This window comes from Pseudomonas sp., from assembly GCF_049590575.1.
Taxonomy (GTDB): Bacteria; Pseudomonadota; Gammaproteobacteria; order Pseudomonadales; family Pseudomonadaceae; genus Aquipseudomonas.
Genome location: NZ_JBAWDE010000386.1, coordinates 1 through 26,320, shown reverse-complemented (window position 1 = coordinate 26,320; position 26,320 = coordinate 1). Strand labels below are relative to the sequence as shown.

27 protein-coding genes and 1 pseudogene are annotated in these 26,320 nt (G+C 60.0%); 12 read left to right on the top strand and 16 right to left on the bottom strand.

The annotated features are described in order from the left end of the window. Positions 1–196: 196 nt before the first annotated feature. The 5 genes from WBR57_RS26675 to WBR57_RS26655 form a co-directional block, all read right to left on the bottom strand. Entirely contained in the window at positions 197–826 is a 630-nt protein-coding gene (locus WBR57_RS26675) for a hypothetical protein (protein ID WP_424088088.1), read from the bottom strand. A 183-nt stretch (positions 827–1,009) separates the two neighbouring features. Further along, positions 1,010–1,645: a hypothetical protein gene (locus WBR57_RS26670; protein WP_424088086.1), complete on the bottom strand. Its 636-nt coding sequence runs from the start codon at positions 1,643–1,645 to the stop codon at positions 1,010–1,012. Positions 1,646–1,794: 149 nt separating this feature from the next. Continuing rightward, entirely contained in the window at positions 1,795–2,184 is a 390-nt protein-coding gene (locus tag WBR57_RS26665; protein WP_424088084.1) for a hypothetical protein, read from the bottom strand. After that, positions 2,184–2,411 carry a polymorphic toxin type 47 domain-containing protein gene (locus WBR57_RS26660; RefSeq protein WP_424088082.1) on the bottom strand — a complete coding sequence of 76 codons (228 nt, stop codon included), beginning with the start codon at positions 2,409–2,411 and terminating at the stop codon, positions 2,184–2,186. The genes WBR57_RS26665 and WBR57_RS26660 overlap by 1 nt, the downstream gene beginning before the upstream one ends. Next, complete coding sequence (locus tag WBR57_RS26655; protein ID WP_424088080.1) at positions 2,341–2,907, bottom strand: hypothetical protein; 567 nt, start codon at positions 2,905–2,907, stop codon at positions 2,341–2,343. Before WBR57_RS26655 ends, WBR57_RS26660 begins: the two co-directional genes overlap by 71 nt. Before the next feature lie 263 nt (positions 2,908–3,170). Between WBR57_RS26655 and WBR57_RS26650 the strand changes: the two genes are divergently transcribed. The 5 genes from WBR57_RS26650 to WBR57_RS26630 all read left to right on the top strand — a co-directional run bounded on the left by WBR57_RS26650 (position 3,171) and on the right by WBR57_RS26630 (position 8,205). Further along, on the top strand, positions 3,171–5,660 hold the full coding sequence (locus tag WBR57_RS26650; protein ID WP_424088078.1) for a TonB-dependent siderophore receptor: 2,490 nt from the start codon (positions 3,171–3,173) through the stop codon (positions 5,658–5,660). 91 nt (positions 5,661–5,751) lie between these two features. Further along, positions 5,752–6,081 carry a hypothetical protein gene (locus WBR57_RS26645; protein ID WP_026136677.1) on the top strand — a complete coding sequence of 110 codons (330 nt, stop codon included), beginning with the start codon at positions 5,752–5,754 and terminating at the stop codon, positions 6,079–6,081. Between the two features lie 133 nt (positions 6,082–6,214). After that, positions 6,215–6,910 (top strand): fumarylacetoacetate hydrolase family protein, encoded by a 696-nt coding sequence (locus WBR57_RS26640; RefSeq protein ID WP_424088075.1) that lies wholly within the window; start codon positions 6,215–6,217, stop codon positions 6,908–6,910. Between the two features lie 36 nt (positions 6,911–6,946). After that, on the top strand, positions 6,947–7,855 hold the full coding sequence (locus WBR57_RS26635; RefSeq protein ID WP_424088073.1) for a helix-turn-helix transcriptional regulator: 909 nt from the start codon (positions 6,947–6,949) through the stop codon (positions 7,853–7,855). 89 nt (positions 7,856–7,944) lie between these two features. Further along, the gene (locus WBR57_RS26630; protein WP_424088071.1) at positions 7,945–8,205 is read left to right on the top strand and encodes a hypothetical protein; all 261 of its coding nucleotides are present in this window, start codon (positions 7,945–7,947) and stop codon (positions 8,203–8,205) included. A gap of 287 nt (positions 8,206–8,492) precedes the next feature. On the opposite strand, the gene WBR57_RS26625 is transcribed toward WBR57_RS26630, so the two are convergent. Beyond that, complete coding sequence (locus WBR57_RS26625; RefSeq protein WP_424088069.1) at positions 8,493–8,633, bottom strand: hypothetical protein; 141 nt, start codon at positions 8,631–8,633, stop codon at positions 8,493–8,495. A 223-nt stretch (positions 8,634–8,856) separates the two neighbouring features. Here WBR57_RS26625 and WBR57_RS26620 point away from each other — a divergent pair, with 223 nt between their 5' ends. The 4 genes from WBR57_RS26620 to WBR57_RS26605 are packed head-to-tail and all read left to right on the top strand — an operon-like array spanning position 8,857 to position 10,670. After that, entirely contained in the window at positions 8,857–9,168 is a 312-nt protein-coding gene (locus tag WBR57_RS26620) for a YXWGXW repeat-containing protein (RefSeq protein ID WP_424088067.1), read from the top strand. Between the two features lie 31 nt (positions 9,169–9,199). Then, positions 9,200–9,778 (top strand): RNA polymerase sigma factor, encoded by a 579-nt coding sequence (locus WBR57_RS26615; protein WP_424088065.1) that lies wholly within the window; start codon positions 9,200–9,202, stop codon positions 9,776–9,778. Next, positions 9,775–10,200 (top strand): hypothetical protein, encoded by a 426-nt coding sequence (locus tag WBR57_RS26610; RefSeq protein ID WP_424088063.1) that lies wholly within the window; start codon positions 9,775–9,777, stop codon positions 10,198–10,200. Before WBR57_RS26615 ends, WBR57_RS26610 begins: the two co-directional genes overlap by 4 nt. Further along, positions 10,197–10,670 (top strand): periplasmic heavy metal sensor, encoded by a 474-nt coding sequence (locus WBR57_RS26605; RefSeq protein WP_424088061.1) that lies wholly within the window; start codon positions 10,197–10,199, stop codon positions 10,668–10,670. The genes WBR57_RS26610 and WBR57_RS26605 overlap by 4 nt, the downstream gene beginning before the upstream one ends. Positions 10,671–10,770: 100 nt before the next feature. Here WBR57_RS26605 and WBR57_RS26600 read toward each other — a convergent pair whose 3' ends face one another. Then, positions 10,771–11,133, bottom strand: coding sequence for an NUDIX hydrolase (locus tag WBR57_RS26600; protein WP_424088059.1), 363 nt, complete (start codon positions 11,131–11,133; stop codon positions 10,771–10,773). A gap of 127 nt (positions 11,134–11,260) precedes the next feature. On the opposite strand from WBR57_RS26600, the gene WBR57_RS26595 reads away from it, so the two are divergent. After that, positions 11,261–12,241 carry a Gfo/Idh/MocA family protein gene (locus tag WBR57_RS26595; RefSeq protein ID WP_424088057.1) on the top strand — a complete coding sequence of 327 codons (981 nt, stop codon included), beginning with the start codon at positions 11,261–11,263 and terminating at the stop codon, positions 12,239–12,241. 36 nt (positions 12,242–12,277) lie between these two features. Further along, positions 12,278–12,907, top strand: coding sequence for a ribonuclease T2 family protein (locus tag WBR57_RS26590; RefSeq protein WP_424088055.1), 630 nt, complete (start codon positions 12,278–12,280; stop codon positions 12,905–12,907). On the opposite strand, the gene WBR57_RS26585 is transcribed toward WBR57_RS26590, so the two are convergent. Then, complete coding sequence (locus WBR57_RS26585) at positions 12,904–13,515, bottom strand: TetR/AcrR family transcriptional regulator (RefSeq protein ID WP_424088053.1); 612 nt, start codon at positions 13,513–13,515, stop codon at positions 12,904–12,906. The two genes, WBR57_RS26590 and WBR57_RS26585, sit on opposite strands and share 4 nt — an antisense overlap. Before the next feature lie 64 nt (positions 13,516–13,579). Continuing rightward, positions 13,580–13,681: pseudogene (locus WBR57_RS26580) on the bottom strand (alpha/beta fold hydrolase); the annotation flags it as partial. Between the two features lie 84 nt (positions 13,682–13,765). Here WBR57_RS26580 and WBR57_RS26575 point away from each other — a divergent pair. Beyond that, positions 13,766–14,353, top strand: coding sequence for a LysE family translocator (locus tag WBR57_RS26575; protein WP_424088051.1), 588 nt, complete (start codon positions 13,766–13,768; stop codon positions 14,351–14,353). On the opposite strand, the gene WBR57_RS26570 is transcribed toward WBR57_RS26575, so the two are convergent. The 7 genes from WBR57_RS26570 to WBR57_RS26540 all read right to left on the bottom strand — a co-directional run bounded on the left by WBR57_RS26570 (position 14,295) and on the right by WBR57_RS26540 (position 26,160). Further along, positions 14,295–15,179 (bottom strand): helix-turn-helix domain-containing protein, encoded by an 885-nt coding sequence (locus WBR57_RS26570; protein ID WP_424088049.1) that lies wholly within the window; start codon positions 15,177–15,179, stop codon positions 14,295–14,297. The two genes, WBR57_RS26575 and WBR57_RS26570, sit on opposite strands and share 59 nt — an antisense overlap. A gap of 60 nt (positions 15,180–15,239) precedes the next feature. Beyond that, positions 15,240–18,647 (bottom strand): hypothetical protein, encoded by a 3,408-nt coding sequence (locus WBR57_RS26565; protein ID WP_424088047.1) that lies wholly within the window; start codon positions 18,645–18,647, stop codon positions 15,240–15,242. Between the two features lie 141 nt (positions 18,648–18,788). Then, the gene (locus WBR57_RS26560) at positions 18,789–20,396 is read right to left on the bottom strand and encodes an ABC transporter ATP-binding protein (RefSeq protein ID WP_424088045.1); all 1,608 of its coding nucleotides are present in this window, start codon (positions 20,394–20,396) and stop codon (positions 18,789–18,791) included. 1 nt (position 20,397) lies between these two features. Continuing rightward, positions 20,398–21,417, bottom strand: a complete 1,020-nt coding sequence (locus WBR57_RS26555; protein ID WP_016972786.1) for an ABC transporter permease — start codon at positions 21,415–21,417, stop codon at positions 20,398–20,400. A gap of 1 nt (position 21,418) precedes the next feature. Beyond that, entirely contained in the window at positions 21,419–22,495 is a 1,077-nt protein-coding gene (locus WBR57_RS26550; RefSeq protein WP_424088043.1) for a microcin C ABC transporter permease YejB, read from the bottom strand. Next, positions 22,496–24,334, bottom strand: a complete 1,839-nt coding sequence (locus WBR57_RS26545) for an extracellular solute-binding protein (RefSeq protein ID WP_424088041.1) — start codon at positions 24,332–24,334, stop codon at positions 22,496–22,498. Then, complete coding sequence (locus WBR57_RS26540) at positions 24,331–26,160, bottom strand: extracellular solute-binding protein (RefSeq protein ID WP_424088039.1); 1,830 nt, start codon at positions 26,158–26,160, stop codon at positions 24,331–24,333. Before WBR57_RS26540 ends, WBR57_RS26545 begins: the two co-directional genes overlap by 4 nt. Positions 26,161–26,320 lie beyond the last annotated feature (160 nt).

Sequence of the window (26,320 nt, the reverse complement as noted above, 5' to 3'; positions counted from 1 at the left end):
GACTTTGATTTCGTGCGTTGCATTTTTGGTATTGAAGGGTGGTCCATGATTTTCCTCTGCATGTTCCAATTAGCTTCAATTAGCTCGTTAACGTCTTTAGGTGCGATGAATTCCTCCCCGTCTGGGTTGCTTGCATTTTCAATGCAGTATTTGAGTGAGTGGGTACTTACTAGTTGCCCAAGAATCAGCGAGTGCGTTACCTGTGGATGAATTCGTAGATGTCTTCCTGCTGGATTTCTTCTAGATTGATTTTTTTGATGACTTTTTCTAAGGAAGGGGAATGTTTTGAGTGGCAGATGAGTTGGACAACACCATGTGTTTCCGAGTCATGGAATCTAAGATAAATAGCGTTTTCGTCGGAAAGTATCAATTTGAAATCGTCGATTTTTGAAATGTCTGTCAGGTTGCTTAATTTTTTCCATAGATAATCAAGGTTGCTGTTGTTCTCCAACATGAGCACCACGGACGTTCGATGGCCTGTCATACTGTTAGGGTCTGTACGATACGGATTGCTATTTAGATTGGTTATCTGAGAGTAGATGTTTGATTCATTTTTTCTATAAATATCTCCAGGTCTTGAGTTTTCATGGAATTTTTTTTGTGATGTGTGTTCTTGGCTCTTGCTGTAGTAAGGTAGTGAGTTGGTGTGCCACCTCACAATGTTTGGCCATTTTTGTTTAAGTAGCGAGCTAACCTCGCACCAAGTTTCCCACGCTCCAGAAAACGCTTGGTTGAGTAATGTTATGCTTATATAGTTTTCATCAGCGCTAGGGTTCAGTTGCTCCCAAGGGTGAATGCCTGTTTCTTTTATGAGCGCCGATTTCATTTTTATCTCCTGAAATTGAATGATTGTCTGTGTGATTTTTTAATGGCGTTGGGTTTTCATTGGTACGTCCCTCAGTATTAAAATGTGGATGCAAGTTGTCTTTTTTATGGTCAAGGGAATTAAGGTGTCAGATTTATTTGGTTTATTTGGGAGCAAATGTTAAATAAAGCCGTCCCAATTAGCTCATATTTTTTCGATGCTGTATGTGTTTGCAGTTACTGTGAAAATATTTGATTTATTTATACTTGCCTTTAAATAGTAATTTTTTTCATTTTTTTGAGGGGTGTACTTCGCAATCTGCGGTGGGCTCGGGTCTTTTTCCTCATAAATTCCACATATTTCTGCGCCTACCGCGCTCACGCCTTGGAATGTTACGTAATTGTGAAAGGTGATGAGTAAATATTCAGATTGCGAGTCGCTAACAATCACCAATAGCTCGTTGCGCTTGCAGGTCACTTGTTGGATGGTCCCTCCCGAAAATTCAATGGCGTCTGTTTCGTGTTTTTTCTTGTTTAGTGGTTGGTCGGGTCTCCAGAACTCCAAGTCGGAGCAATGTCTTTCCACATCATCCATATCATCATCGCCGAGCGTGTCATCGAATCCTTTAGAGATTATCGTTCGGATTTTTGCCAAGCGGTGTGTGATTGCGCAGTCGTCGATGAAGTCGGTGGTTGCTTTCCGATACTCTTCAGTTGCTCCAGGCTTTTCACCGTAATAGCTGCCCATTTTATGCAGTGATATTAGTATGAATTCAACCTCCCTAAGGGCGTCCATTGCTTCTTCGCCAGAGAGAGCTATATTTTTATTTTGCTCTAGCATTGTTTTTTTCTCATAGACTTGGGGTTTTCCACTGTAGGATTTCTCTTAATGGTAAGTTTTAATGTGTTATATCTAGGGTTGCGCAATTTCTCAGTGTGCGATTCAGGTACGTCGATCTCAATAGATAGTCTCGATAATTGCAATTTTAGTTATGCCGAAATTATGCAGTCATGGTCGTCCAAATGTAGCAAAAAAGTTAGGTTGCGATCAGTCAGCCAAAAAGGGTAGCCTGTTGTTTCACCTATAATGGATTCAAGATCCTGAGAGTTGTTGATATTCCACGCTCTATAATCAGTATCAAAAACCAGTAATATCAGATCGGGGTTTTTTATGCGATTCTTTATTTCTTGCCAGAAATTTGGATTGTGTTCGGTTTTGGTTTCGTTGAATTCCATAGCGTCAAGTAGTGTGCTTTCAGTTTTAAAATATTTTTTAGTCAGCGATTTTATTAGTTGATCAATCTCTCTCGCGACTATTTTTTTGTGCTCGATCTTGAGTGTATTGAGTGCTTCGTCAATTTCTTCCTCTAAGTAATTCATTAGGGGGCACCTATTTTTGAGCGGCTAACTGGAAGCAGGTCGAGCAATATGTGACCTCTTATGGCTCCGCCGCTGGATCTTTTTCCTTGAGTCTGATATCCAATATGCGGTGAGCGTGGACCTACTTTGCTCGGAACACGTGTCGGGTCGTCTATATTAACTTCTGCTCCTTTCTTCGGTCCCTTTTGACCGTTCCCAGTGCGGTTTAAAGCCAGACCACTCGCCACGAAGCCACTGCTCCAGGTCCGCCGTCAGCCCGGCGTAGGAGGCAAACAGCGCGTCCACCTGTTCCGCCGACACGCCGCCCTGCACCCGAACCTGGTAGCGTCCGCCCGCTACGCAGGCGTGCGAGCCTTTGCCGTGCTCATCCAGCATTACAACCGTGGAACTGCCGTCGTCCAGCCCGATTACCTCAACCGGGATGTCGCCAATCGGCACGTCATAAACCGACTCGAACTTACTTTCGATCTTCAGCTCGCCGCCTAACTGGCAGAGGGTGACACTGCCCAGAACGTCCGGATCGGTCATGCTCACTGCTGTCTGCGAATTACCAACGCGCAGCACCCGATCTATCCCCAGCAACGAGGGCATATCCGTCGCATGACTGACTGAATCCAGCGCCCGCGAATACCATTCGCCCATCTGCTGGCGATACACCGCCAGGCTCTGATGAAAGCCATCCAGCTCATGTTCGATAAAGGTGATGTGGGCGGCGTGGGTCATCCGTGACGTCTCGGCGAAGGGCAAGGCGTCGGAGTCTGCCGCAGGAAAAAGCGGCTGGATCAGCGGTTGGGAAAATCAGAAAGGGCTTACCAGCGAAGGGGAAAAGCCGCAAAAAACTGGGTCTGGAAGCTACACAAAAAAGCGCTGCAACTGATTGCAGCAGCTGCGGAAAAAGTATCTCAAATAAAAATCGCTCTCATCCTTGCCCGATTTGCCGACATGGCCGTCATGGTTAATAGAACCTCTATTACGCAGGATTTCCCATGTCGCGCCTCGCTCGTCCCTTGCATCCACTGGCCCTGTCAGTGGCGATAGCTTTTGCCGCCGTGCCGTTGTTGACCGTCCAATCCACCGTTGCTGCAGAAAGCAGCACTGTGCGTGGTTTCCAGATTCCGGCGGGGGATTTGAGCCAGGCGCTCAATAGCCTGGCTGAACAGGCAGGCCTGGTGCTGGCATTCGATGCAAGCCTGACACGTGGTAAACGCAGCAATGGCCTGAGCGGCCAGTACGACACCGATGTGGCGCTGGCCCAGTTGCTCGCCGGCAGCGGCCTGCAAGCCTTGAAGATTTCTGCCGACCGCTACCGCCTGGAAGCCATCCCGGATAACGGCGATGCCATGGAGTTGCAGGCCACCACCATCAGCGGCGCGTACCAGGCCGAAAGCCCCACCGGCCCGGTCTCCGGCTATGTGGCCACGCGCAGCTTGTCGGGCACCAAGACCGATACCGCGCTGATCGAAACCCCGCAGTCGATCTCGGTTGTTACCAAAGACCAGATGCGCGCGCAGAACGCCGAGAGCCTCAACCAGATCCTGCGCTACAGCGCCGCTGTGGTCCCGGAGACCCGCGGCGCCACGGCCTCGCGCCTGGACCAGTTGACCATCCGTGGTTTCTCGCCGGCGACTTACCTCGACGGCCTGCGCATGCCGTCGAGCCGTGACGCCTTGCCGCAAAAGGATGCGTTTGACCTGGAGCGCGTCGAAGTGCTGCGCGGCCCGGCCTCGGTGTTGTATGGCCAGGGCACGCCCAGTGGTGTGATCAATATGGTCACCAAGCGCCCGCTGGACACGCCGTTTCATGAAGTGGGCGTGGAATACGGCACTTTCAACAAGAAGCGCACCACCTTCGACCTCAGCGGCCCGATGGACGATCAGGGGGTTTATTCCTACCGCGTTGCCGGCCTTTTCGATGACGCCGACGGCCAGGTCGAGCACACCGAGACCCGCCGGCACTCGCTGTCCACTGCCTTCACCTGGCGCCCGGACGAAGACACCTCGCTGACCTTGCTCGGGCATTTCCAGAAGGACCCCAAGGGCGCTTCCTACGGCTCGGTACCGGCGTGGGGCTCGGTGCTGCACAGCCCGACCGGGCGCAAGATCGATGTGGATTTCTACGACGGCGAGAAGCATTTCGAGAAGAGCGACCGCGAGTATTACTCCCTCGGCTATGCGTTTGAACATCACTTCAACGATGTATGGACCGTGCGCCAGAACGCGCGTTACCTGCGCGCCGAAGGCGTCTACCGGAGCATCTACAACAGCAATCTGCAGGCGGATTACCGCACCTCCAACCGCTCGACCATCGCCACCGACGTGGACATGGACGCCTACACCCTCGACAACCAGGTCCAGGCCAGATTCGACACCGGGCCGTTGCAGCACACGCTGCTGATGGGCCTCGACTACCAGAACACCAGCACCGATACCAAGGCGGGTTACGGCAGTGGGCCGACCCTGGATATCTTCGACCCGGTGTACGGCGCCCCGGTGGCCACGCCGGCGTTCACCACGGACGCCACCTCGCGCAGCGAGCAGACCGGCGTCTATCTGCAGGAACAAATGAAATGGGATAAATGGGTGCTGCTGCTGGGCGGTCGTTATGACTGGGCCAGCACCGACGGCACCACCAAAACCCTGAGGACCGGCGCCAAGAGCAAGTCGTCTCTGGACAGTGAAGCCTTTACCGGCCGCGTAGGCGTGGTTTATCTGTTCGATAATGGCTTGGCGCCATATGCCAGTTATGCGGAGTCGTTCAACCCGCAGTCGGGCACCGGTTTCGGCGGTTCGGTGTTCAAGCCGACCGAAGGCAAGCAGTATGAGATTGGTATCAAGTACCAGCCGCCGGGCAGCAACAGTTTCATCACGGCGGCGATTTTCGACCTGCGCCAAAGCAATGTGCCGACCCTGGACCCGGACCCAACGCACCTGTGTGGCAACGGCCGCTGCAGCATTCAGGACGGCGAACAGCAATCGCGCGGCTTTGAACTTGAAGGCAAAGCCAGCCTCAACGATAACCTCGACATCACCGCCGCCTATGCTTACCTGGATAACCGCGCAAGCAAGTCCAACAGCACCGTGCAATACGCGCCGCTCACGGATCGGGGCATCGGCCCGGCGATCCCTGTTGAAGGCACCACCACCTACGGCGTACCCCGCCACACGGCCTCGGCGTGGGCGGACTACACCTTCCATGATGGCAACCTCAAAGGCTTTGGCGTCGGCGCGGGGGCGCGGTATGTCGGTTCATCCTGGGGTGATACCGCTAACACCCTGAAAGTACCGGGTTACACCCTGTTCGATGCGGCGGTGCACTACGACATTCCAAACATCGCCAACCTCAAGGACAACCTGCGCCTGGCACTCAACGCCACTAACCTGGCGAACAAAGAGTACGTCGCGTCTTGCTATTCCTACTCGTGGTGCTGGTATGGCTCACAGCGCACCGTGCAGGCCAGCGCCACCTACCAGTGGTGATGGCACGCTGAGAAGGCAATTTAATGGCCCCTTTGTAACAAAATCCTCGCCAGAATCGCTTTTATTTTCAGGTGGTTAGGTGAGGAAGCAAATGCGCACTGTTGGAATCATGCTGATCGCCTGCTCCCTGGCCGGCGGCGCGGCTGCCGTGCAGGCACGGGAGCTGCGCGAGGGTGACAAGTACATGTGCAGTTGGGGCGCCGGCACTGCCGCCAGGGCCCAGGAGCTGAAGCTGTCGGGGGTGTCGTTGTACGCCGCGCGGCAGAAGATCCAGACCATCAAGTTCAACAAATCGTGGATGCGCATGATGGCCATGGGCATCACCGAGCAGACCTATGACAGCCGCTCGCGGCTCAAGCCCGAGGCGATTCGTCAGAGTTTTTACCAGGATTGCGTACGCTACAAAGTCGCGCGCAAATAATCCCCCAACGGCCCTGGCCCTTGCGGTGACGCCGGTGCAAGCACCGCCCAGTGCAAAATCTGCGTAAGCCTGTCCAACTTCGCCGCGCCGTGCCTCGCGATACTGGCGCCTGGCAAACCAAGAGGCACAGGCCATGACCGATTACGTTTTCACCCCGGCGCCAACTCCTTCCTTGTCCGTGCAGGGCAGCGCAGCGTGTTTTCCACTGCGCCGCATATTCTGCGTGGGCCGTAACTACAGCGAGCATGCCCGCGAAATGGGGCATGACCCGGACCGCGAACCGCCATTCTTCTTTATGAAACCGGCGGACGCCGTGGTGCCGGCTGAGGGCGTGATCGCCTACCCGCCACTGACTGCCGATCTGCACCATGAGGTGGAACTGGTGGTCGCGATCGGCAAAGGCGGGGTAGACATCAGCCCAGAGGATGCCTTGTCGCATGTCTGGGGCTACGGCATCGGCATTGATCTGACGCGCCGCGACCTGCAGGCCCAAGCGAAAAAACTCTCGCGCCCGTGGGAATGGGCCAAGGCATTCGATCAATCGGCGCCGACCACCGCGCTGCAGCCGGTGAGTGCAATCGGGCATCCCTCTGAAGGGAAAATCTGGCTCAAGGTCAATGGCGAGCAGCGCCAGGTCGGCGACCTGGCGGACCAGATCTGGTCTGTCGCAGAAGTCATCAGCCACGCCTCCCACTCCGTGGCACTCAAGCCCGGCGACCTGATCTTTACCGGCACCCCGGCCGGCGTTGGCGCGCTGCAACCGGGCGACGTGGTCAGCGCCGGCATCGACGGCCTTGGCGAGTTGAATTTCACCCTCGCCCAAGGTTGAGGCTACAGTGGTGCCCAGGCCACCCGAGAGACCGTTATGCCAGGCACCCGCGTCACCACCTACGGCATGGAGCAACGCAGCGACCGCCCGGACTTCTACATCCGCGACAAACGCGGGCGGGCGGCGCTGACCAGTCCCCATCGCCATGAGTATTTCCAGATCCAGATCAACCTCGGCGGCGACACCGTGCAGCATATCGGCGGCGCGGTGCGGCCGTTTCCGCGCAAGGCGCTGGCGTTTATTTTGCCGCATCGGCTGCATGTGATTCCGCATCCCGAGGATGGCGAGTTCATGCTGATCAACTTCAGCCAGGCGTTTTTCCTGCCGCAACTGACCTGCGACCCCCTCGATCTGGAAGACATCCCCATCGGCCAGGCGCCGGAGCTGTCGCCGTTTCGCTTTCAGGAACAGCTGGATTTCATCCTCGACGATGAGGCTTTTGCCGAGTTGAGAACCTGGCTCGCGCATATGCGCGACCTCGATGCCCAGCGCACCTTCGGCGCGCGCGAACGGCTCAAGGGCTACCTGTTTCAATTGATCGGCCTGGTGTGTGAGCACTACGCCGAACCGTTGCAGGCATTTGCCGCCAACAATGCCACCCGGCGCGGGCGCAAGCACGCGTTGGCGCGGGTGCAGGCCTACATCCGCGAACACTTGCATGAACCGACGCTGAACCTGACGGACACGGCCGCCGCCGCCTTCCTGTCACCCAACTACCTGACCCACCTGTTGCGCAAGGAAACCGGCAAACCCTTCTCGCAACTGGTGCTCGACCGCCGCATGCAACTGGCGCGCACGCTGTTGCTCAATGGCACCCAGATGATCGGCGCCATTGCGCATCGTTGCGGCTTTACCGATGAGGCGTACTTCTCCCGGTGTTTTCGCAAAGCCCACGGGATGGCGCCGGGGCAGTTCCGAAGCGCGCAACACGCTGACGCGTTGTAGGGCGCTTTACAAATCCACGACATTCGCTGTGTTTCTATTTGCATACAATTGCGCACTTCGACGCAGATAGAGCAGGGCGCTCCAGCATCATGCATCAGCCAGACGAATCATCGGCCAACAGCCTGCGCTACTTCGCGGGCGCGGTGCTGTGCGTTGCCGTGTTGCTTGGCGTTTATTTCATGCAGCTCAACGCCAAGACGGACCGCCAACGACAGGAAGCTGCGGAGCGTTTAGCGCTGTGTCGGCAGGTTGAGCGCGTTGCCAGTGCGGCCTCGGTCGGTGGTGTTGAACTTAGCGAAGCGTGCAAAAAGTTGATCAATCAGTCAACGGGTAATGGCACTTCCAAGTAATCTATAACCCTTTTTTATACGTGGATATATGCTCGGTAGTTGCACCAAAAAGTGGCATTTACATGACCGACCACCTTTAAAAATGTGTGGTTATTTAATGACTTACAACGCTTTTAATCCGACGAAAGGATTAAATTAATCTTGTTACGGCTTTTTGCACTCGGTATTATTGCCGGGCGTTCACCTCCCACGGTTTATGCACTTTTGAATCCCAAGTTTCCATCAGCTACTTGGGATTTTTTTTGTCCGCGATTTGACTCCGGCTGCCGTGGGTTTGCGGCAGTAGGCTAGCCGTTGACGGTGTGGGTTGGCGTGTCGAGCGCGCCGTAATAGCGCCAGCAGCAGTGGCGATGTTCCGGCAGGATCACGCAGCCGCTGAGACTGACGATCAGCAGGGCGGCAACCAGCATGGTTAGGCGACGGTTCATGGTATTTCCTCGTGGGTTTACCTGCGTTAATCCTTCAACGTTGCCCACTGCATAAATCCGTCGCCAAGCTTTCAGATATTTCATCAAGCCCTGTCATCCCCTGCGCAATACTGCCCGTGTCCTCTGTACGAAAAATCTGCGCAGCCCGCGACGGATTTTCTGCGCACCCGCCGTTCAACCCATCAGCAACCTGCACTTTCGCCCGTTGCATGAAGGAGTTGCCATGAAACCCCTGGCCACATTGCGTTTTGCCTTGCTTGCACCGCTGGCCCTGGCCGCATTTGTCAGCACCCCGACGTTTGCCCAGACCGAAATCATCATTCAGCAGGCCCCGCCGCCAGAGCGCGTCGAAGTGATCCCGGCCCAGCGCCCCGGTTATGCCTGGGACCGGGGGCACTGGCGCTGGGAAGGGCGCGGCTACGGCTGGGTGCCCGGCCACTGGCAGCCGGTGATGCGCAATGCGCGCTGGGAGCCGGGCCATTGGGAAGCCCATGGGCCGAACTGGTACTGGCGCGAAGGGCACTGGATCCGCTGAAACCTGACCCTCGGCCGCGGGAACTCTCTGATTGAAAGACACTGACCCGGACGTTGAACTGCTGGCGCGTATCGGCAACAACGAACCTGCCGCCGTCAACGAAATGGTGACGCGCAAGCTGCCGCGTTTGCTGGCGCTCGCCGGCCGGATCCTGGGCGATGCCGACGAGGCCAGGGACGTGGCCCAGGAAAGCTTCCTGCGGATCTGGCGCCAGGCGGCCAACTGGCGCAGTGGCGAGGCGCGTTTCGACACCTGGCTGCACCGGGTCGCGCTGAACCTGTGCCACGACCGCCTGCGTCGTCGCAAGGAGCGCCCGTTGAGCGACGCGGCCACGCTGGACCTTGCAGACAGCGCGCCGTCACCCGATGAGCAGCTCGAAGCCCAGGACCGCAGTGCCCGCATGGCCGCCGCGTTGGCGGCCTTGCCCGAACGCCAGCGCGAAGCCATCGTGTTGCAGTACTACCAGGAGCTGTCGAATATCGACGCCGCGGCCCTGATGAATATCAGCGTCGAGGCACTGGAGAGCCTGCTGTCGCGGGCCCGACGCCAGTTGCGCAGCCAACTTGCCGACACACCCGGGCTCGCCCGCCCAGGAAGGGGGAAATCATGACACCCGAACGCTTTGTTTACCTGGCCGATGCCTACGGGGCAGACCTGCATCGCTGGCCCGGCGCCGAACAGTCAGCCGCCCAGGCATTGCTCGACAGCGGCAATGTGCATGCGCGCCAGGCCGTGCAACAGGCGCGCTGGCTCGACAGCCAGTTGGACGGCCATCAACTGCCAGCTGCGGACCCGGACCTGGTGCGGCAGATACGCCAATCGGCCCCACGCGCGTTCTGGTCGCGCTATGCCAGCTGGTTATCACCCGCCGGCCTCGTTGGCGTGGGCGTTGCAGGCATTGTCACCGGGATGCTGGTGGCGTCCATGAGCGTGCCGCTGCCGATGTTGTCCGCTGAAGTGCTGCCCAGTGTCTTCGACCAGGGCGATGCGGAAGTCGTGTTCAGCGTGAATGCCGAGGAAACCGAGCAATGACCGTCAGATCCCTGAAACCGTGGTTGATTGCGTCAGTGCTGCTGAACGTGTTTTTGCTCGGCGGGGTGGGCGGTGGGCTTTACCACTGGATCGCCGCCAGCACCCAGCCTGCCGAAGTGGTGGTCAACCAGCACGGCTTGCGCCAGGCCATGGTCAAGTTGCCGCCCGAACGCCGCAAGGAACTGCGCCAGTTGCTGCGGCATAACCGTGCCGACAGCCAGCCGCTGGTCATGGCCGGACGTGAGGCGCGGTTGGGCGTGATCAAGCAATTGGAGGCGCCGACGCTGGACCGCGAGGCATTGGTGGCCGAGCTGGCCAAGGCGCGTGAGGCTGACGCGGCGCTGAGGGCGCTGGTGGACAGCACGCTGGCGCAGTTTGCCGGGACGTTGCCGCAGGATGAGCGGCAGAAGTTAGTCGAAGCGTTGTATTTGCGCGGGCAGGCCAAAGGCAAAGACAAGCCACGCTCTTGAGTGTTCACATCCCCTTTGTGGCGAGCAGGCTTGCCCTGCGTCGGGCTGCGCAGCAGCCCCAAAACCTGCCACATCATCCTGCCTGCAAGCGCCCAACTCACTACAAGCGCCGTAGAAAGGATTTGACGATGTGGCGGGTCGCGTCGGTGGTGTCCAGCTCGTCCATGGCGCCATAGGCATGCCACAGGCAGTCGACAATCTCGTTGCACGGCCGCGCCTCGGCAATGTTCACCACCGAGGCTTCGAACACATGGTGCAGCGTGTCGCGGGCCTTCAGTTCCTGCAAATACAGCAGGCCGTCGACGTTCAGCCCGGTCTCTTCTTCCAGCTCGCGTTCGGCCGCTCCGACCGGGCGCTCGTTGCGTTCGACCTTGCCGCCCGGCAGCGCCCATTTTGATCTGGCCTTGCGCACGAAGAGGATGTGTCCCTCGTGCTCGCAAATGACCGTAGCGCGTATTTTCATCGTCTGTGCCCCCGCAGCGGGATGAGTGTCACAAAAGTGTAATGCAATTGTCATGCTAAGTGGTTGTGGCGCACCGCCGTGGCTATGTGGATACTGCCAGTTTGATGAAAACGGACGAGGAAACCAGATGAGCACCGTACGTTGGGGCATGATCGGCTGTGGCAGCGTCACTGAATTGAAGAGTGGACCCGCCTTCTACAAAGCGCCAGGTTCGGCGTTGGTGGCCGTGATGGGACGGCGTGAGGCGGCCGTGCGCGATTATGCGGCACGCCATGGCATTGCTCGTTTTTACACCGACGCCCAGGCACTGATCGACGACCCCGAAGTGGACGCGGTGTACATCGCGACACCGCCCGACAGCCACCTCGAATACAGCCTGATGGTGGCGGCGGCCGGCAAGCATTGCTGCGTCGAGAAACCCATGGCGCTGAACGCCGAACAGAGCGCCTTGATGCAGCGCACCTTCGAGCGTGCCGGTCTGCACCTGTTTGTCTCCTACTACCGACGCTCGCTGCCGCGCTTCCAGCAAGTGCGTGACTGGCTGCGAGACGGGCGCATCGGCGAGCTGCGCCACCTGACCTGGACCCTGTGCAAACCACCGGCCGATGACGACGCCAGCGCCGCCAACTGGCGCACCGACCCACTGATCGCCGGGGGCGGTTATTTTGCCGACCTGGCCAGCCATGGGTTCGACCTGTTCCAGTACCTGGCCGGGGACATCGTCGAGGTCAGCGGCTTTACCGCGCGCCAGGCCGGGCGTTATGCGGCGGAAGACGCGGTGACGGCCTGCTGGACCTTCAGCTCCGGCGCACTGGGCATGGGCTGTTGGAACTTTGTGGCGGACCGCAGGGAAGACTGTGTCGAATTGATCGGCAGCCGCGGGCGTATCCAGTTCTCGGTGTTCGAGGACCAGCCGCTGCGGCTTGAAGGCGAAACCAATGAGGTGTTGGACGTGCCGTGCCACGCGCATATCCAGTGGCATCACGTAGTGGCCATGAACGCGCATATCCGTGGCGAGGCCGAGCACCCGTCGCTGGCGATCGAGGCGCTGAAGACCGATCGAATCCTGGACAAGGTGTTGCAACGTAACCCCCATATTCCGGTGTAATCGCGATACACCTGGTTTTTTCCAAGGAATGAACGCATGAAATATTGGATGGTGTTGTGGCTGGCGCTGGCCACCAGCGCGTTGGCGGCGCCGCGTAGCCAGGGGCAACCGGGGGCGTTTGATTTTTACGTGTTGTCGCTGTCGTGGTCGCCGACGTTTTGCCTGACCCACCCGGACAACCAACAGTGTTCGGGCAAGGGCTACGGCTTTGTACTGCATGGCTTGTGGCCGCAGTATGCGCGGGGCGGGTGGCCGGCGTCGTGCGCCCCGCAGTCAGCGCTGAGTCGTGAAGCATTGGCCAAGGGCGACACGTTGTTCGTCACGCGTGCGCTGCTCAAGCACGAATGGGCCAAACATGGCACCTGCAGTGGCTTGGAGCCGCTGGCGTACCTGGAGAAAACCGATGCGGCGTTGGGCGCGGTTGTCATCCCGCCGCAACTGCAACCGTTAAACACACCGCCATCGCTTGAAGCCCGTGAGATCGAGGCGCTGTTTCGCGAGAGCAACCCGCGCCTGGGCGGTCATGGCCTGGCGGTGATCTGCAAGGGCAAGGCGCTGTCCGAGGTGCGCGTGTGCCTGACCAAGGACCTGGCGTTTACCGGCTGCCCACGCAGCGTGAAAACCCAGTGCCGCGACGGCGAGATCCGCATTCCCAGCCAGCGCTAGGGCAGCATTGCCACGCGGCTACGCCCGTCGTTGCCGCCCACCAGTTGCTGGAACAACGGCGCCAGTAAGTCGATCAACACCTGCGGATCGGCTCTGGTCAACGCCGCCAATTCGAGCCTCTGGCGCATCACCTGGAAGCCCGAGACCAGCGCCATCACCAGGGCTGCCCGTTCCTCGTGATGGGCGCCGGTGAGCGCCGCAGCCAGGCTTGCCTGTTGGCCTTTTTCGAGCTGCTCGCGGCCGATCGCGGCGGCGCGTTGGCTGGACGCCGAATGCAACAGGATCAGGAAACCTTCCAGCGGCGTGCTGCCGGCCTCGTCGATGCTGACCAGGGCGGTGGCGAGGGTGCGGCCGAGGTTTTCCGCGCTGAGGTTGTCTGGCGTCAGGGTCATCGGGCTGGCCAGGGTGTCGGCAAGCACTTCTGCAAACAGCTGCTCCTTGGAGTCGAAGTAGCGGTTGATCAACATCGCGGTGACCCCTGCACCGGCAGCGATTTCAGGCAACCCGACAGCGTCATAACCCGATTGGGCAAACACCTTGCGCGCGGACAGCAGAATGGCTTCGCGGGTGACGGCGGCATCGCGTCGTCGGGGAGTCGGGTTGGGCATTGGCATCCTGGCGTGGCAGTTATCTGAGTGCGCGCAGCGGGTGCGCGCCGACAGGGTACAGGGTCTATTTGCTGTCGAGGAAGCCCAACGGTGCCGCGTTGAACAACGCCGGGTCCTGCAGGAAGGCGAAGTGGCTGCTGTTCGGCAGAATCGGCAGGCCGGCGCCCGAGGGTGATTTTGTTCAATACCGTTTTGGCCTGGGCTTATACCGTGAAGCCCTGTGTGCGCCTCATCATAAAAAGGAACTGCAATGAGCATGATCATTTCCATGGCGGCCTTCGCCCTTGCCACCTCCATCACGCCGGGTCCGGTCAATGTAGTGGCCCTGAGTTCAGGGGCGCGCTTCGGCTTTGTCGCCAGCCAGAAGCACGTGTTCGGCGCGGCGGTCGGATTTACCTTGCTGCTGGTGTTGATCGGCCTGGGGCTGCATGAAGTGCTGGTGCGCTGGCCGCTCCTGACCCAGTTGATCCAGTGGGGTGGGGTGGCCTTTTTGCTGTACATGGCCTGGAAACTCGCGGTGGACGATGGGCGGCTGGACGCAGAGGGCACGGCGACAGCACCGTCGATGCTCTATGGCGCCATCATGCAATGGCTCAACCCCAAAGCCTGGCTTGCCTGCGTGGCGGGTATGGGGCTGTTTGTGGCCGATGGCGACGCTGGGCAGGTCTGGCTGTTTGCGGCGCTGTACCTGGTGATCTGCTACCTGTCGGTAGCGTGCTGGGCCTATGCCGGGACTTTTTTGCGGCGTTACCTGAGCAATCCTCGCGGCGTGCGGCTGTTCAACCGTTCAATGGCCGGGTTGCTGGTGGCCAGTGTGGGTTATTTGCTGATGGCTTGAGCAGGTCGCGGTATTGGCCGGGGGTGGCGGCGAAGTGCTGCTTGAAGGTGCGCTGGAAATGCGCCTGGTCGGCGAAACCAGCAGCCAGGGCCACATCGGCGATCAGCTCGCCATTGCGCAGTTGGGTGCGGGCAAACTGGATACGCCGGTTGACCAGGAAGGCATGCGGCGTCAGCCCGAAATACTGCTTGAACGCGCGGATCAGGTACGACGGCGACAGCTCGGCCGCCAGGCAGATATCTTCGAGTCTCAACGCGTCGGTGCAGTGCGTACGGATGTACTCGGCGGCGCGCTCCAGTTTGTGGTTGACCTCACGCACCGGGGTCTGCGAAGGGTTCAGGCGCTGCTGCACCTCGGTGAAATAACTCACCAGCGCACTCTGTTTCTGCAGCAGCTCGGCGCGCTCATCCAGCAGTATTCCGTACAGCTCGATCAAGCCGTTGTACAGCACGCTGTCGCGCGTGTGCGGCGTGTTGAACGGGCGATAACCCAGGTCGGTGCTGAAACCCAGCTGGTATTGCAGGTCAGTCAGCCAAGGCGTATCGAGGTACAGCATGTGATAGGACCAGGGCTGGTCATGGATCGGGTTGCAGGCGTGCACATCGCCGGGGTTCATCAGCACCACGGTGCCGGCACTGATCTGGAAGGTCTCTGCGCCGTGGTGGTAATAGCTGCGTCCGGTGGTGATTGCGCCGATCGAGAAATGCTCGTGGGCGTGCCGGGTGTAGGTGACTTTGCGCCCGTCGGCGATGGTCCGTGCTTCGATGAACGGCAAGCGCTCGTCGCGCCAGAAGCAAGGAATGGTGTTATCCGGGGCAAGTGCCATCAGCGCCGCTCGCTCATCTGAATGAACGCCGATGATTGCATAGAACACTCGGTGAATCATTCATTGCATGCGCATCGGGATCACCTCGGCGATGAACGCGGCCCAGGGGTCGTGTCGGTTGATGGCATCCTTGAGGGACATGGGTTGTTTGGCGCGTTCTTGCAACTCGCTGCTGCCTGTCAGCAGGTGTTGATCGACGAGGAGGGTGGCCAGTTCCTGGCTTCTGACCGCGGCAAAGGTATACGGCACTGTAACGCCAGGGCCCGGCAGCGCCGGCAGTTGGGCGAAGCGATGGGCGATCAGCGCAACCGGGGCGTTGCGCACAAGCAGCGCGCCGGTCTCGTAGGCCGGCCAGTCCACTGCTAGCAGCGAGGTACGGTTGGGCTTGAGCAGGGCCTTGAGTGGCAGGTCCGGGCGGCCGCGAATCGCCAAGCGCTTGGGGAAAAATTCATAAGCACGCGAATGCCCGGGGTAGTAGCAGTACACCAGAATGCCAAAGCGAGCGGGCTGCGTGGCGTTGGCCTGGCGCAGGCTGAAAAAATCCAGTGCGCCGGATGCCAGCGCTTCACGGCTGTACACCGACAATTGCGAGAGCCAATACCGAATGGACACCAGATGGGCTGCGCGCACGGCCTCCAGCCGCGCCTTGAATACGTCGGCAAATACCAGGTGATGAGGTTTGAGTTGCAAAAAGCTCAGGGTCATTTGCGGGTAATTGATCGCCGTATCAAGGCTGCGCCAGTTGCCCGGGTCGTGGTGCAATCTGCCCGCGAGGTGCAGGTCCACCAGTGAAAAACGCTGCTGTTGACTAAGGCCGGGCGCCGGGCTTTGCGCGGTGCGCGCACCCTCGGGTTGCCACCAGAACAGCGGCGTATCCAGTTGCCGGTTCTGCGGGAACAGTGCGCTCAGCGCCTCTAACGCTACCTGGCGTGCGCTGATCTGCGGTGCCTCCAGAGTCTGGGCGCTGCTGCGCAGCACGCTGAGCTGCTCATTCAGCGCGCCGATGGCGCGGTTGGTGTCATCGGGACTGTCGGCCTTGTCGCTCCTGGGCAGCACACCGTTGGCCACCGCCCAGTCGATAATCGGTTCCCGGCTGCGCCTGTGCGGGTTGCCAGGCACGGTGAAGTGGATCAGCGCGAGAAAATCAGTGAAGCGCATGGCACGGGTGCCGCCGGGGTTGTCATGCTCGATGCTGTCGACGAACTGTTTGAAATGCACCCAGGTCTGTGAACTCATATAGGGTAAGTCGTCAGAAATGTCCTGCACCAGAAACTCCGGCGCTACCCCGGCCAGCAGCACATGTGTGGCCAGGGGGACCGTACCGGCGTGCAGCAGCCTCATTCTCACGGTGGCATCGACCACGCTGCGGACCTCGGTGAAACTGAGCCCCCACATGTGCGGGCTGGCCAGGTCAATTCCCAGGATGCACGCCTTTTTCAGGCCTGCCTCCGGGTCCAGGCTGAGGATCAGGGCGGCCAGCAGCAACTCGTTGCGGCTGGCCCGCGTGCTGCTCGAGGTGGCATGGACGCCGTGCCAGGGCACCGCCTGGGACAGCCTGTCGGCCAGGCGTTGGGCGCGAGGGGATGCCAGGACCTGGCCCAGCAACAGGTCGGCCTGCGCACGGACATCGTTCAGGGTGATTGGCTCGATGAATGCCTGGCTCAGGTAGTCCAATAGCGTGTCGCCGCTGGAGGGCAGAAATGCCTGGACGGTTTGCAGCACCTGTTGACGCTGGTTGGGGAGCAATGGTGCGACTTGCAGCGCATTCCAATAGTTGCCGTTCAGCGGGGAGCGCGGTAGCGGTATGGCCAACAGGCGGTCAATGGCCTTGGCCTGACGCGCGGTGACGGGAATGTCGAGTTGATACAGCTCAAGCAGCTGTTGCAGGCTGACCCGCGTATCCGTGCCGATGCGCCCCCCCGTCTGTTTGAGCCGTTGCAACAACGGCGCGACCTTGGTGCTCAACGCCTTGATCTGGTCCAGCGCCACCGGCAGAGTCTTGGGCTTTGCCTCCTGGTCCAGCCCGGTCAGCCGGCCTTCGGCGTCGATCCACAGCAAACGTTCGACGTCGAGGTCATGCTCTTGCGCGAGCCGTGTGAAGGCGGGGTCGCGGCTCAGTTGCCGCAATTGCTGCGCGGCGCTGTCGATCAGCGGTTTGAACGGCGAGTCCGGGTCCGGCTCCAGCAGCGCCGCGAGGGCCGGGCCTATGCGGCTGTCGTCGGTCATTGTCGCGAGCCCCTCGCGTGCCCGGTAACGGTCGTTGAGAATGGCAATATGCTGCAAGTGTTGGTTTGCGATTGCCAGGGAGTGAGACGCGCTGTTGACGTAAGGCATTTCTACCGCGCGGTATGCACGCAATTGGTCGACCTGGGCCTGGGCATCCGTGGCGCTTGCGGGCCTGAGCAAGCGATAGGCGTTCATCAATGCGGCGAGGCTCAGGCTGGCATCTGCCTGAATGTCCATTTGCAGCAGACCGCTCAGGCGCACCAGTTCGTCCCATTGACGGTTCAGCACATTATCCTCGGTGCGATCGGCAGGTTTTGTATGAAGGGTGCGCTTGGTGTTGACCGACACAATCGCTTGTTCGCTGAATGAGTAGTGGTAGGCACTCGGCAGTTTTGCGTCCTCCGGGTTCAGGCTGAGGAATTCTTCACTCTCGACAACCCCCTCCAGGATCGCCGCTGCTGCCTTCAGGGACATGGACAACATAGAGTCCGAGCGCAGGTTCAACCGCCGACCATACACGTGCAACCATCTGAACTCGTGGCCATCGTCCAGAATGGCTTGCAGTTCATCGGCCAGTTGCCGGTAGTCACGTTGTTCTTCGGCGAGCTTTTCGCGCACGGTGGATTTGATTCGTCCACTGTCGTCGATCGCCGGAAAGCTTCTGAGCGTCATCAGTTCGTCGAGTATGACCTGGGCTTGCCAGCGATTGACCGGGGTGGGGTAGCCGTAGAAAGCCAGGACCAGGTCCAGGGACAGCTTGACCTCATGCTGACCCGCCCGCGCAGGTACATAACGCACACCTGCCTGGCCGGTATCGAGTACCTGCAAAGCCGAAATGATGGGCTCGGCTACATGCCGCCAGCCGGTGTTGTCACTCAGCGAGAAATGGGCGGTCTGCTTTACCCCGGCGTTGTTCTGCGTGGCCTGCAAGTGCGAGCCGTGCACGCCAAGGGTGGCCAGGTCGAGGTATTGGCTGCGCGCCCAGTGACGGAACGCGGCGTGATTGATGGCCTTGAGGTAGACCTCGACCCAGTGTCCCAGGTACGTACCTGCGGGTACCGCGACAGTCAGCTGGCCGACAGGGCGCTCGGTGCGATCAGTGACCCTGTCAGCCAACTCACTGATCAATGTCGAGAGCAATACCTGATCTGTGTGCAGGCGGTTGGCTTCGCGTCTGATCTGGTCGATCGCAGACGGTGAAATATAGGCGCGTTGATGGGCCAGAAAGGCAGTGGCTTGCATGGTGATAAAACCCCGTGGAGAACCGCCCGATGTGCATGGGCGGCTGGAGTCGGTATCGTCCGGTGTGCTTGGGGTTAATGAAAGATGTACCTTCCTGCGCGAGTGTGGCGTGAGTCTCCTGCCGCGGTAGGCGGCCTAGTGTTACTGCGCACACGGCGCCAGAAAGGCTGCTTCCAGCAATTGCCGGGTGTACGCATGCTGCGGATCGGCGAAAATCGCCTTGGCCTCACCTTGCTCCACCACCTGGCCATGCTTGACCACCATCAACTGATGACTCAGCGCCTTTACTACCGCCAGGTCATGGCTGATGAACAGGTAGGTCAGGTTGTACTTGGCCTGCAGGCTGCGCAGCAGCTCCACCACCTGGCGTTGTACCGTGCGGTCGAGGGCCGAGGTCGGTTCGTCGAGCAGGATCAGGCGTGGCTTGAGCACCAGCGCGCGGGCGATGGCGATGCGCTGGCGCTGGCCGCCGGAGAATTCGTGCGGGTAGCGATTGCGCGATTCCGGGTCCAGGCCGACTTCCTTGAGCGCGGCGATAATCGCCGCTTCCTGTTCAGCTGGCGTACCCATCTTGTGAATCCGCAGGCCTTCGCCGACGATTTCGCTAACGCACATGCGCGGGCTGAGGCTGCCGAACGGGTCCTGGAACACCACCTGCATTTCCCGGCGCAACGGGCGGACCTGCTGCTGGGTGAGCTTGTCCAGTTGCTGGCCTTCAAAGCGGATCCCGCCCTTGCTTGCGATCAGGCGCAGAATCGCCAGGCCAAGGGTGGATTTGCCCGAGCCGCTTTCGCCGACGATGCCCAGGGTCTGACCCTGGGGCAGGCTGAAATTGATGCCGTCCACCGCTTTGACGTAGTCGACGGTGTTGCGCAAAAAGCCCTTCTTGATCGGGAACCAGACCTTCAGGTCATCGACCTCCAGCAGTGGCGCGCCAACCGCATTAGCCGCCGGCCCGCCGCTGGGCTCGGCCGCCAGCAGTTCCTGGGTGTACGGGTGCTGGGGCGACTGGAACAGCGTCTCGCAGTCGGCCTGTTCGACAATGCAGCCTTTTTGCATCACGCACACCCGGTGCGCGATCCGCCGCACCAGGTTCAGGTCATGGCTGATCAACAGCAAGGCCATGCCCAGGCGCGCCTGCAACGCCTTGAGCAGCTCGAGGATCTTCAATTGCACGGTCACGTCGAGGGCCGTGGTCGGCTCATCGGCGATCAACAGCTCCGGCTCGTTGGCCAGGGCCATGGCGATCATCACCCGCTGGCGCTGGCCACCGGACAATTCGTGGGGCAAGGCCTTGAGGCGCTTGTGCGGCTCGGGAATGCCCACCAGTTCGAGCAACTCCAGGGTGCGCTGGGTGGCGACCTTGCCGGTCAGGCCCTTGTGCAGGCCGAGCACTTCGTTGATCTGCTTTTCGATGTTGTGCAGCGGGTTCAGCGAGGTCATCGGCTCCTGGAAGATCATCGCGATGCGGTTACCGCGAAGGTGCCGCAGGGTTTTTTCCTTGAGTGTCAGCAGGTCCTGCCCGGCATAGTCGATGGTGCCGGACGGGTGCCGCGCCAGCGGGTAGGGCAGCAGGCGCAGGATCGAGTGGGCGGTCACCGATTTGCCCGAGCCACTTTCGCCGACCAGCGCCAGGGTTTCGCCGCGCTTGATATCGAAGCTGACGTTGTTGACCACACGGTGGTGGTGTGCGCCCGTGACGAACTCGACGGAGAGGTCGCGGACTTCGATCAGATTGTCCTGATTCATCTCATTTCCTCGGGTCGAAGGCATCGCGAGCGGACTCGCCGATAAACACCAGCAAACTCAGCATGATCGCCAGTACGGCGAACGCGCTCATGCCCAGCCACGGCGCTTGCAGGTTGGATTTGCCCTGGGCTACCAGTTCGCCCAGCGATGGCGAACCGGCCGGCAGGCCGAAGCCGAGGAAGTCCAAAGCGGTGAGGGTGCCGATGGCGCCGGTGAGGATGAACGGCATAAAGGTCATGGTCGAGACCATCGCATTCGGCAGGATGTGGCGGAACATGATCGCGCCGTTCTGCATGCCCAGCGCCCGCGCCGCGCGCACGTATTCGAGGTTGCGCCCGCGCAGGAACTCGGCGCGCACCACGTCCACCAGGCTCATCCAGGAAAACAACAGCATGATCCCCAGCAGCCACCAGAAGTTGGGCTGTACAAAGCTGGCGAGGATGATCAACAGGTACAGCACCGGCAGCCCGGACCAGATCTCCAGGAAGCGCTGCCCGGCCAGGTCGACCCAGCCGCCATAGAAACCCTGCAAGGCGCCGGCGATCACGCCGATGATCGAGCTGAGCACGGTCAGGGTCAGGGCAAACAGTACCGACACCCTGAAGCCGTAGATCACCCGGGCCAGTACATCGCGGCCCTGGTCGTCGGTGCCCAGCAGGTTCACCGAAGACGGCGGCGCGGGGGCTGGCACCTTCAGGTCGTAGTTGATGCTCTGGTAGCTGAACGGGATCGGCGCCCACAGCGTCCAGGCGTCCTTGGCCTTGAGCAATTCCTGGATATACGGGCTCTTGTAGTTGGCTTCCAGCGGGAATTCACCGCCAAAGGTGGTCTCCGGGTAGCGCTTGAGCGCCGGGAAATACCAGCCGCCGTCGAAGTGCACGGCCAGCGGCTTGTCGTTGGCGATCAACTCTGCGCCGAGGCTGAGCACGAACAGAATCAGGAACAGCCACAGCGACCACCAGCCACGCTTGTTGGCCTTGAAACGCTCGAACCGGCGGCGATTGAGGGGGGACAGGTTCATCTCAATGCTCCCGGCTGGCGAAGTCGATACGCGGATCGACCAGGGTGTAGGTGAGGTCGCCGATCAACTTCACCACCAGCCCCAGCAGGGTGAAGATGAAGAGGGTGCCGAACACCACCGGGTAGTCGCGGTTGATCGCCGCTTCAAAGCTCATCAGGCCAAGGCCGTCGAGGGAGAAGATCACTTCCACCAGCAACGAGCCGGTGAAGAAAATCCCGATGAACGCCGAGGGGAAACCGGCAATCACCAGCAGCATCGCGTTGCGGAACACATGGCCGTAGAGCACACGGTGGTTGGTCAGGCCCTTGGCTTTGGCGGTGACCACGTACTGCTTGTTGATCTCGTCGAGAAAGCTGTTTTTGGTCAGCAAGGTCATGGTCGCGAAGTTGCCGATGACCAGCGCGGTGATCGGCAGCGCCAGGTGCCAGAAATAATCGAGGATCTTGCCGCCCCAGCTCAGTTCGTCAAAGTTGTTCGAGGTGAGCCCGCGCAAGGGGAACCAGTCGAAATAACTGCCGCCGGCAAACACCACGATCAGCAGGATCGCGAACAGAAACGCCGGGATTGCATAGCCGACGATGATCGCCGAGCTGGTCCACACGTCGAAATGGCTGCCGTGCCGCGTGGCCTTGGCGATCCCCAGGGGGATCGACACCAGGTACATGATCAGCGTGCTCCATAACCCGAGGGAGATGGACACCGGCATCTTTTCCTTGATCAGGTCGATGACCTTGGCGTCGCGGAAGAAGCTGTTGCCAAAATCCAGTTGGGCGTAGTTCTTGACCATGATCCACAGACGTTCCGGCGCCGATTTGTCGAAGCCGTACATCTTCTCGATTTCCTTGATCAGCGCCGGGTCCAGGCCCTGGGCGCCGCGGTAGCTGCTGGAGCCGGCCACCGAGACTTCGGCGCCGCCACCGGCAATGCGGCTGGTGGCGCCTTCAAAGCCTTCGAGCTTGGCAATCATCTGCTCCACCGGGCCACCGGGGGCGGCCTGGATAATCACGAAGTTGATCAGCAGGATCCCGAACAACGTGGGGATGATCAGCAACAGGCGGCGAACAATATAGGCCAGCATTCAATCGCCTCCGCTCGCCGCATCGGCGCTTTGGGTGGTGCTCAGGGGAATCGCCGGTTTGGCATCGGGCTTGGCCCACCAGGTGGCGGTGCCGACGTCGTAGCGCGGCGGGGTTTTCGGGTGGCCGAGGTGGTCCCAGTACGCCACGCGGAACGTCTTGATGTGCCAGTTGGGGATCACGTAGTAGCCGAACTGCAGCACCCGGTCCAGCGCGCGGGCATGGGCGATCAGGCTTTGGCGCGAATCGGCGTCGATCAGTTGTTCCACCAGTTGGTCAATCGCCGGGTCCTTGAGGCCCATGTAGTTGCGGCTGCCGGGTTTGTCGGCGCTGGAGGACTTCCAGAATTCGCGTTGTTCGTTGCCTGGCGAAGTCGACTGCGGGAAGCTGCCCACCAACATGTCGAAGTCCCGCGAGCGAATGCGGTTGACGAACTGTGAGACGTCGACCCGGCGGATCACCAGATCGATGCCGAGGTCGGCCAGGTTGCGCTTGAACGGTAGCAGGATGCGTTCGAATTCGGTCTGTGCGAGCAGGAACTCGATGGTCACCGGCTTGCCGGTGGTGTCGACCATTTTGTCGTCAACAATACGCCAGCCGGCTTCCTGCAACAGCTGGTAGGCCTCGCGCTGCTGGGTGCGGATCATGCCGCTGCCGTCGGTCTTGGCCGGTTCAAACGCCTGGGTGAAGACTTCGGTGGGGATCTTGTCGCGCAGCGGCTCGAGGATTTTCAGCTCCTCAGGGCTGGGCAGGCCGGTGGCGGCCATTTCCGAGTTTTCAAAGTAGCTGCGGGTACGCGTGTAGGCACCGTTGAACAGCTGCTTGTTGCTCCACTCGAAATCCAGCAGCAGGCTGATCGCCTTGCGGACGCGCACGTCCTGGAACATCGGCTTGCGCGTGTTGAACACAAAACCCTGCATGCCGGTGGGGTTGCCGTTGGGGATTTCTTCCTTGATCAGTCGGCCTTCGGTCACCGCCGGAATGTTATAGGCATTGGCCCAGTTCTTCGCGCTGAACTCCAGCCAGTAGTCGAACTGCCCGGCCTTCAAGGCTTCCAGGGACACGGTGCTGTCGCGGTAATAGTCAGTGATGCGGTTATCGAAATTGTAAAAGCCCTTGGTGACCGGCAGGTCCTTGGCCCAGTAATCCTTGACCCGCTCGTAGCGGATCATGCGCCCGGCCTTGACCTCGGCGACCTTGTACGGCCCGCTGCCCAAGGGGATCTCGAGGTTGCCCTTGGCAAAATCGCGCGTAGCCCACCAATGCTTGGGCAATACCGGCAACTGCCCGAGGATCAACGGCAATTCGCGGTTATTGGTACGTTTGAACTTGAACAGCACACGCAGCGGGTCTTCGGCGATCACTTCATCGACGTCGGCATAGTAGGTGCGGTAGATCGGCGAGCCTTCCTTCATCAGTTCCTGGAAGGTGAACACCACGTCTTCGGCACGGATCGGGTGGCCGTCATGGAAGCGTGCTTCGGGGCGCAGGTAGAAGCGCACCCAGCTGTTGTCCGGGGCCTTTTCGATCTTGCCGGCGACCAGCCCGTATTCGGTGATCGGTTCATCCAGGCTCTGCATGGCCAGGGTGTCGTAGATCAGGCTGACGTTGTCGGCCGGCACGCCCTTGCTGATAAACGGGTTGAGGCTGTCGAACCCGCCCATGCTCGATTCGCGAAAGGTGCCGCCTTTGGGTGCATTCGGGTTCACATAGTCGAAGTGCTTGAAGTCGGCAGGGTATTTCGGCGGTTCGTTGTACAGCGTCAGCGCATGCTGCGGGGCGGCGTGGGCCGCGGTGCACAGCAACAGGCTGGCGAACAATGCGTTGCGCAGAGGCATCATTGGGCTTTCTCCGAAGCTTTCAGCCACCACGCGCTCAGGCCCAGGCTGTAGGGCGGCGTGGTGACAAAGGCGAACCGGTTGCGGTAGGCCAAGCGATGATAGTTGAGGTACCAGTTGGGAATGCTGTAGTGCTGCCACAGCAGCACCCGGTCCAGGGCGCGGCCGGCCGCCAGTTGTTCTTCGCGGGTCTGCGCCGCCAGCAGTTGTTCGAGCAGGTGGTCGACAATCGGGTTGGCGATGCCTGCGTAGTTCTTGCTGCCCTTGATCGCAGCCTGGCTGGAGTGGAAATACTGCCACTGCTCAAGGCCCGGGCTTAAGGTCTGGTTGAGGGTGATCAGGATCATGTCGAAGTCGAACTGGTCCAGGCGCTGCTTGTACTGTGCGCGGTCGACCGTGCGCAGGCGCGCGTCGATGCCGATGCTGATCAGGTTCTCGACGTAGGGCTGCAGGATGCGCTCCAGGTTCGGGTTGACCAGCAGGATTTCGAAGCGCAGCGGTTGCCCGTCCTTGTTCAGCAAGCGTTGCCCGGACAGCTTCCAGCCGGCTTCGCCGAGCAGGCCGAGGGCGCGGCGCAGGGTCTCGCGAGGGATGCCGCGCCCGTCGGTCTGGGGCAGGCTGAAGGCTTGGGTAAACAGGTTGGGCGGCAATTGGTCACGGTAAGGCGAAAGCATCAGCCATTCACGACCGGTGGGGACGCCGGTCGCGGCGAATTCGCTGTTGGGGTAGTAGCTCAAGGTGCGTTTATAGGCGCTGCTGAACAGGGTGCGGTTGGTCCACTCGAAGTCGAACATCAGGCCCAGGGCTTCGCGCACCTTGGTTTGGCTGAAGGTCGCCCGCCGCGTGTTCATGAACAGGCCCTGGCTCTGGGTCGGGATCTGGTGGGCGATCTGCGCCTTGATCACGTCGCCACGGTTGATCGCCGGGAAGTTGTAGCCATTCGCCCAGTTCTTGGCCTGGTGCTCGATATAGATGTCGAATTCGCCGGCCTTGAAGGCTTCAAAGGCCACGTCACTGTCGCGGTAAAACTCCACTTCAACCTTGTCGTAGTTATACAAGCCCTGGTTGACCGGCAGGTCCTTGCCCCAATAATCCTTGACCCGTTCGAACACCAGTTGCCGACCCGGCGTGACCTTGGTGATGCGGTAGGGCCCGCTGCCCAGCGGCGGTTCGAAGGTGGTGGCCTTGAAGTCGCGGTTCTTCCAGTAATGCTGGGGCAGTACCGGCAGCTCGCCCAGGCGCAGGATCAGCAAGGGGTTGCCGGCGCGCTTGAACACAAAGCGGATGCGATGGCGGTTGAGGATGTCGACCCGCGCCACCTCCTGCAGGTTGGTGCGGTACTGCGGGTGGCCTTCGGTCAGCAGGGTGCGATAGGAAAACGCCACGTCATAGGCGGTGATCGGCTTGCCATCGTGGAAGCGCGCTTCGGGGCGCAGGTTGAACACCACCCAACTGCGGTCTTCGCTGTATTCCACGGACTGGGCGATCAAGCCGTAGCTGGAAGTCGGCTCATCGCCGGACGGCGCGTACAGGCCAGTGCCGACCATCAACGGTTCGTTCAGCTCATTGACGCCGTATTGCAGGAAATTGGGCGTGGAAACCGGACTTGAGCCCTTGAAGGTATACGGGTTTAGCGTATCGAAGGTGCCAAATGCCATGACCCGCAAGGTCCCGCCTTTCGGCGCTGCAGGGTTTACCCAATCGAAGTGGGTGAATTTGGTCGGGTACTTGAGCGTGCCGAACTGCGCGTAACCGTGGTTCTCGGTAATCGCCGCGTTCGCAGCAAAGCTCAAGGCCAGACTTATTAGTAGAAGGAGGGGACGCTTCAAGTCAGAGATCCGATCCAGGCGGCTTGGGCTTCATGATCGGTACAGTAACAGCTTGTTCCGGTTGGAAAAAGGCTGTTGGATTGACGCAGAACCCATGTGGAAGGGGGCTTGCCCCCGATAGCAATGCATCAGCCAACAGATTCATTGGCTGGCCTACCGC

Excerpts from the sequence above, each read along its gene's own strand:
- WBR57_RS26545 (WP_424088041.1), bottom strand. The coding sequence starts at position 24,334 with ATGATGCCTCTGCGCAACGCATTGTTCGCCAGCCTGTTGCTGTGCACC.
- WBR57_RS26645 (WP_026136677.1), top strand. The coding sequence starts at position 5,752 with ATGCGCACTGTTGGAATCATGCTGATCGCCTGCTCCCTGGCCGGCGGC.
- WBR57_RS26555 (WP_016972786.1), bottom strand. The coding sequence starts at position 21,417 with ATGAACCTGTCCCCCCTCAATCGCCGCCGGTTCGAGCGTTTCAAGGCC.
- WBR57_RS26665 (WP_424088084.1), bottom strand. The coding sequence starts at position 2,184 with ATGAATTACTTAGAGGAAGAAATTGACGAAGCACTCAATACACTCAAG.
- WBR57_RS26575 (WP_424088051.1), top strand. The coding sequence starts at position 13,766 with ATGAGCATGATCATTTCCATGGCGGCCTTCGCCCTTGCCACCTCCATC.
- WBR57_RS26630 (WP_424088071.1), top strand. The coding sequence starts at position 7,945 with ATGCATCAGCCAGACGAATCATCGGCCAACAGCCTGCGCTACTTCGCG.
- WBR57_RS26605 (WP_424088061.1), top strand. The coding sequence starts at position 10,197 with ATGACCGTCAGATCCCTGAAACCGTGGTTGATTGCGTCAGTGCTGCTG.
- WBR57_RS26570 (WP_424088049.1), bottom strand. The coding sequence starts at position 15,179 with ATGGCACTTGCCCCGGATAACACCATTCCTTGCTTCTGGCGCGACGAG.
- WBR57_RS26600 (WP_424088059.1), bottom strand. The coding sequence starts at position 11,133 with ATGAAAATACGCGCTACGGTCATTTGCGAGCACGAGGGACACATCCTC.
- WBR57_RS26595 (WP_424088057.1), top strand. The coding sequence starts at position 11,261 with ATGAGCACCGTACGTTGGGGCATGATCGGCTGTGGCAGCGTCACTGAA.
- WBR57_RS26610 (WP_424088063.1), top strand. The coding sequence starts at position 9,775 with ATGACACCCGAACGCTTTGTTTACCTGGCCGATGCCTACGGGGCAGAC.
- WBR57_RS26565 (WP_424088047.1), bottom strand. The coding sequence starts at position 18,647 with ATGCAAGCCACTGCCTTTCTGGCCCATCAACGCGCCTATATTTCACCG.
- WBR57_RS26560 (WP_424088045.1), bottom strand. The coding sequence starts at position 20,396 with ATGAATCAGGACAATCTGATCGAAGTCCGCGACCTCTCCGTCGAGTTC.
- WBR57_RS26625 (WP_424088069.1), bottom strand. The coding sequence starts at position 8,633 with ATGAACCGTCGCCTAACCATGCTGGTTGCCGCCCTGCTGATCGTCAGT.
- WBR57_RS26585 (WP_424088053.1), bottom strand. The coding sequence starts at position 13,515 with ATGCCCAACCCGACTCCCCGACGACGCGATGCCGCCGTCACCCGCGAA.
- WBR57_RS26670 (WP_424088086.1), bottom strand. The coding sequence starts at position 1,645 with ATGCTAGAGCAAAATAAAAATATAGCTCTCTCTGGCGAAGAAGCAATG.
- WBR57_RS26675 (WP_424088088.1), bottom strand. The coding sequence starts at position 826 with ATGAAATCGGCGCTCATAAAAGAAACAGGCATTCACCCTTGGGAGCAA.
- WBR57_RS26650 (WP_424088078.1), top strand. The coding sequence starts at position 3,171 with ATGTCGCGCCTCGCTCGTCCCTTGCATCCACTGGCCCTGTCAGTGGCG.
- WBR57_RS26635 (WP_424088073.1), top strand. The coding sequence starts at position 6,947 with ATGCCAGGCACCCGCGTCACCACCTACGGCATGGAGCAACGCAGCGAC.
- WBR57_RS26590 (WP_424088055.1), top strand. The coding sequence starts at position 12,278 with ATGAAATATTGGATGGTGTTGTGGCTGGCGCTGGCCACCAGCGCGTTG.
- WBR57_RS26640 (WP_424088075.1), top strand. The coding sequence starts at position 6,215 with ATGACCGATTACGTTTTCACCCCGGCGCCAACTCCTTCCTTGTCCGTG.
- WBR57_RS26550 (WP_424088043.1), bottom strand. The coding sequence starts at position 22,495 with ATGCTGGCCTATATTGTTCGCCGCCTGTTGCTGATCATCCCCACGTTG.
- WBR57_RS26620 (WP_424088067.1), top strand. The coding sequence starts at position 8,857 with ATGAAACCCCTGGCCACATTGCGTTTTGCCTTGCTTGCACCGCTGGCC.
- WBR57_RS26655 (WP_424088080.1), bottom strand. The coding sequence starts at position 2,907 with ATGACCCACGCCGCCCACATCACCTTTATCGAACATGAGCTGGATGGC.